At 42.2% G+C, this 3,761-nt stretch carries 5 protein-coding genes; all 5 read right to left on the bottom strand.

All coding sequences use genetic code 11. The annotated features are described in order from the left end of the window. On the bottom strand, nt 1–524 hold a 524-nt coding region (locus tag CHL74_RS14995), incomplete at its 3' end, for a hypothetical protein (RefSeq protein WP_141241359.1). Between the two features lie 24 nt (nt 525–548). Continuing rightward, the gene (locus tag CHL74_RS14990) at nt 549–1,874 is read right to left on the bottom strand and encodes a nucleotide sugar dehydrogenase (protein ID WP_094881976.1); all 1,326 of its coding nucleotides are present in this window, start codon (nt 1,872–1,874) and stop codon (nt 549–551) included. Nucleotides 1,875–2,283: 409 nt separating this feature from the next. Further along, entirely contained in the window at nt 2,284–3,339 is a 1,056-nt protein-coding gene (locus CHL74_RS14985; RefSeq protein WP_094881975.1) for a mannose-1-phosphate guanylyltransferase, read from the bottom strand. A 47-nt stretch (nt 3,340–3,386) separates the two neighbouring features. Beyond that, nucleotides 3,387–3,575 (bottom strand): hypothetical protein, encoded by a 189-nt coding sequence (locus CHL74_RS14980; protein WP_094881974.1) that lies wholly within the window; start codon nt 3,573–3,575, stop codon nt 3,387–3,389. Continuing rightward, on the bottom strand, nt 3,572–3,761 hold a 190-nt coding region (locus CHL74_RS16040), incomplete at its 5' end, for a hypothetical protein (RefSeq protein WP_217901463.1). The genes CHL74_RS16040 and CHL74_RS14980, both read right to left, overlap by 4 nt.

The following is a 3,761-nucleotide window of genomic DNA, read 5'->3' as shown; positions in this document are numbered from 1 at the left end:
ATTTCTTCATCGGCAGAAGAGTGACTAATGAATAGAAGTGGCTGTTTTTTCTTTAGTTCTTCTAACTTTTCTTCTTGTTCTATAATGGTACAAGGCAATAGTTCTACTTTTGCCAAAAGAGAATCCAAGAAATATATTTTGTCTTTTAATTCTTCTTTATAGAGCCTAATAATATCATCATTAGATGAAATAACAAGTGATTGCCCACAACGAACATATTTTGCTTGATATTCATTATTACCTATATCAAAAGATTGTTTTAACAACTCACAATTATAGTCTGTCCATTTATGAAACTCAGAAATAAATGTTTCCTGTTCATCTGTAAAACGAACAGGAGACATTGCATTTCTTACAGAATAACCATAATAGCTATCTTGTGGTTGCATCTGTAAAGAAACATCCTTTTCAAGCAAGATGTGTCCTTCTGCTATTCTTTCATTAAGATACTGTGAAAACTTAGTCTTAGAGATAATAAGGCGAGCCTTGGGAACAGCAACTTGTGAAATAGTTTTCTTTGCCATACAAGAATATATTACGATAAAATTTTAATCTCTTCTGAAGATATCTCGTGTATAGACTTTATCCTTTACATCATCCAGACAAGCATCATAGCGGTTGGCGATAATGGCATGGCTCTGTGCTTTGAAGGCTTCCATGTTGTTAACCACCTTGCTACCGAAGAATGTTGTACCGTCTTCAAGTGTTGGCTCATAGATGATAACCTCAGCACCCTTTGCCTTGATGCGCTTCATGATACCCTGAATGGCAGACTGGCGGAAGTTGTCGCTGTTTGACTTCATTGTCAGGCGATAAACACCAATCACGCAGTTGTGCTCCTTGCTTGCATCGAAGCTATTATCGTCGGCATAGCTGTAATAGCCAGCCTTCTTTAAGACAGCATCAGCGATGTAGTCCTTACGAGTGCGGTTGCTCTCTACGATAGCCTCAATCAGATTCTCGGGTACATCAGCATAGTTAGCCAAGAGCTGCTTGGTATCCTTAGGCAAGCAATAGCCACCATAGCCGAAGCTCGGATTGTTGTAGTGAGTGCCGATACGCGGATCAAGACCTACACCATCAATGATAGCCTTTGTGTCAAGTCCCTTCACCTCTGCGTATGTATCAAGCTCATTGAAGTAGCTTACACGCAAAGCAAGGTAAGTGTTGGCGAAAAGCTTAACAGCCTCTGCTTCCTTCATGCCCATAAACAAGGTGTCGATGTTCTCCTTGATAGCACCTTCCTGCAAGAGTGCAGCAAATGTCTTGGCAGCTTCCTTCAACATCTCCACATCAGTAACAGACTTGATAGCCTCGTTTTCTTCAGCAAACTCAGGACGGTCGATAAGCTTAGGATAGCCTACGATGATTCGACTTGGGTAGAGGTTATCGTAGAGTGCCTTGCTCTCACGAAGGAACTCAGGAGAGAAGAGAAGGTTGAACTTCTTTACGCCCTTCTTGGCATACTTCAAGTAGAGACTACGAGTATAGCCTACCGGGATGGTGCTCTTGATAATCATCACGGCATCAGGATTCACCTCCAACACCAAGTCAATAACTTCTTCCACATGTGTTGTGTCGAAATAGTTCTTGACGGGATCATAGTTGGTAGGAGCTGCAATCACAACGAAGTCAGCATCCTTGTATGCTGCCTTGCCATCGAGAGTAGCCACAAGGTTCAGCGGCTTCTCCGCCAAGTACTTCTCAATATAATCGTCCTGGATAGGAGAAATACGATTGTTAAGCTTCTCCACCTTCTCAGGAATAACGTCTACTGCTGTTACATGATGGTGCTGAGACAATAGGGTTGCAATACTCAGACCGACGTAGCCTGTACCGGCTACTGCTACTTTAATATCACTGAAACTATTCATAGTTATTAATAATGTTTTCTTGTTTTAATATTTCGAACACGGATAGCACCAATACCACGGATGCTACTTGTGTATATATTGATTACGGATTTATCTGATCTGCCTGAAGTAGGGTGCGTTGCGGTCTCCCACAGATGGCGCAGATTCACACAGAGATATTTACTTAGTTATCAAATCCTCACTGCTGTACATAATTCGTTGTTTAAATTCAGCAGCGAAGATACTTCTTTCTAAACTAAGCAATAGTTTGAGCACTTATATGTATACTCAAGTCCTCCACTCCCAACGCATCCTGTATGACACGGCTCGTATACAACGACACCACCATCATAAAGAGCATACGGAAGTAAAGAAGCAAAGTATTCTTAGCTATCCGCTTGTTATTATCTGATGTTTGATTTGACATATATTACTTTCCAAATTCTTTAATTCTCTGTTCCTCTTTCATTGAGCAGACAAGCAGTTGTCCATTCTTCTCGGCTACGATATAACCATCCAAGCCTTGAACTACCACCTTGCTTTCATCGGCGGCGTGGACTACGCAGTTCTTGCAGTCGTAGAGGCGGATGTCCTTACCTACCTTGGCATTGCCAGCCTCATCCTGTGGTAGCAAGGTACGGAGACTGCCCCAACTGCCTAAGTCGCTCCAGCCAAACTCGGCTGGCAGAGTAAAGATATCCTTCGACTTCTCCATTACGGCGTAGTCGATGCTGATCTTCTCGCAGGTTGGGAAGAGTTTGCTGACTACCTCTTTCTCCTGTTCGGTATAGAAAGAAGGTGCCATCTCGTCCATGATGCTGGCAAGGTTTGGCTGGAAGGTATGGATTGCCTTGCTGATGGTTTCGATGTTCCATACGAAGATACCGGCATTCCAATAGTAGTTGCCAGCGGCAAGGTACTGCTCGGCTGTCTCCAGGTTTGGCTTTTCCTTGAAAGCCTCAACCTTGTAGATTTCATCTACGGATGTTGGCTCTGCTGCGGCGATATAGCCATAGCCTGTCTCTGGGCGGCTTGGCTTGATACCGATAGTAACGATGGCGTTCTTATCGGAAGTATAGCTCAAAGCCTTGCTGAGCACTCGCTGATACTCCGAGGTATTGATGACCAGGGCATCGGATGGTGTCACCACGATGTTGGCATCAGGATGCTTCTTCTGAATTTTCCAGCAGGCATAAGCGATACATGGAGCTGTATTGCGAGCCTCCGGCTCTGCTAATATGTTATCTACTGGCATGTCAGGGATCTGCTCCTTGACAATGCAAATGTATTTCTCGTTTGTCACTACCCACATGTTCTCGACAGGACAGATTGGCTTCAATCTATCTACTGTCAATTGAATGAGGGAACGGCCCACACCCATCACGTCGATGAACTGCTTGGGGTTGTCGGGGGTGGACATGGGCCAGAAGCGGCTGCCTACGCCGCCGGCCATTATTATTATTTGTATATCGTTGTAATTATCCATAAACAATTAATATACGAATATCATTATTAATAAAATAATCCATATTGTTATTGTCTTCTCATTAACTTTGCTGCAAATTCAAAGAAGTCTGCAACATTTTTGAAATTATCAAACTGTTTGCAATATATACTTGCATATGGCTCAGGCAACCTCTGGCGTATATCAGTCTTTATCATATTAGCAAAAGCCTCCTTTGTATAGACTTTCTGTAATTCTTTATATAGTTCTTCGCTCATAATAAATTCTTGTTTGTTTCTTTTTGTATTCGGTCCTCTATGTCCTCGTAAAAACTTTGTATATCCATATAGTTGGATACCAATGCTATTGTGGAATAAAGAAGTTCACCTAAAACCGCTACAGAAACAGAGAATGTAACAGTTAACTCATAAGGTTCTGTTTTAAAGAAAACTATAGAAAATTGG

Source organism: Prevotella sp. 885, from assembly GCF_002265625.1.
In the GTDB taxonomy this organism is placed as follows: domain Bacteria; phylum Bacteroidota; class Bacteroidia; order Bacteroidales; family Bacteroidaceae; genus Prevotella.
The sequence above is the reverse complement of the archived record's forward strand: the minus strand, read 5'-3'. Positions and strand labels throughout refer to the sequence as shown.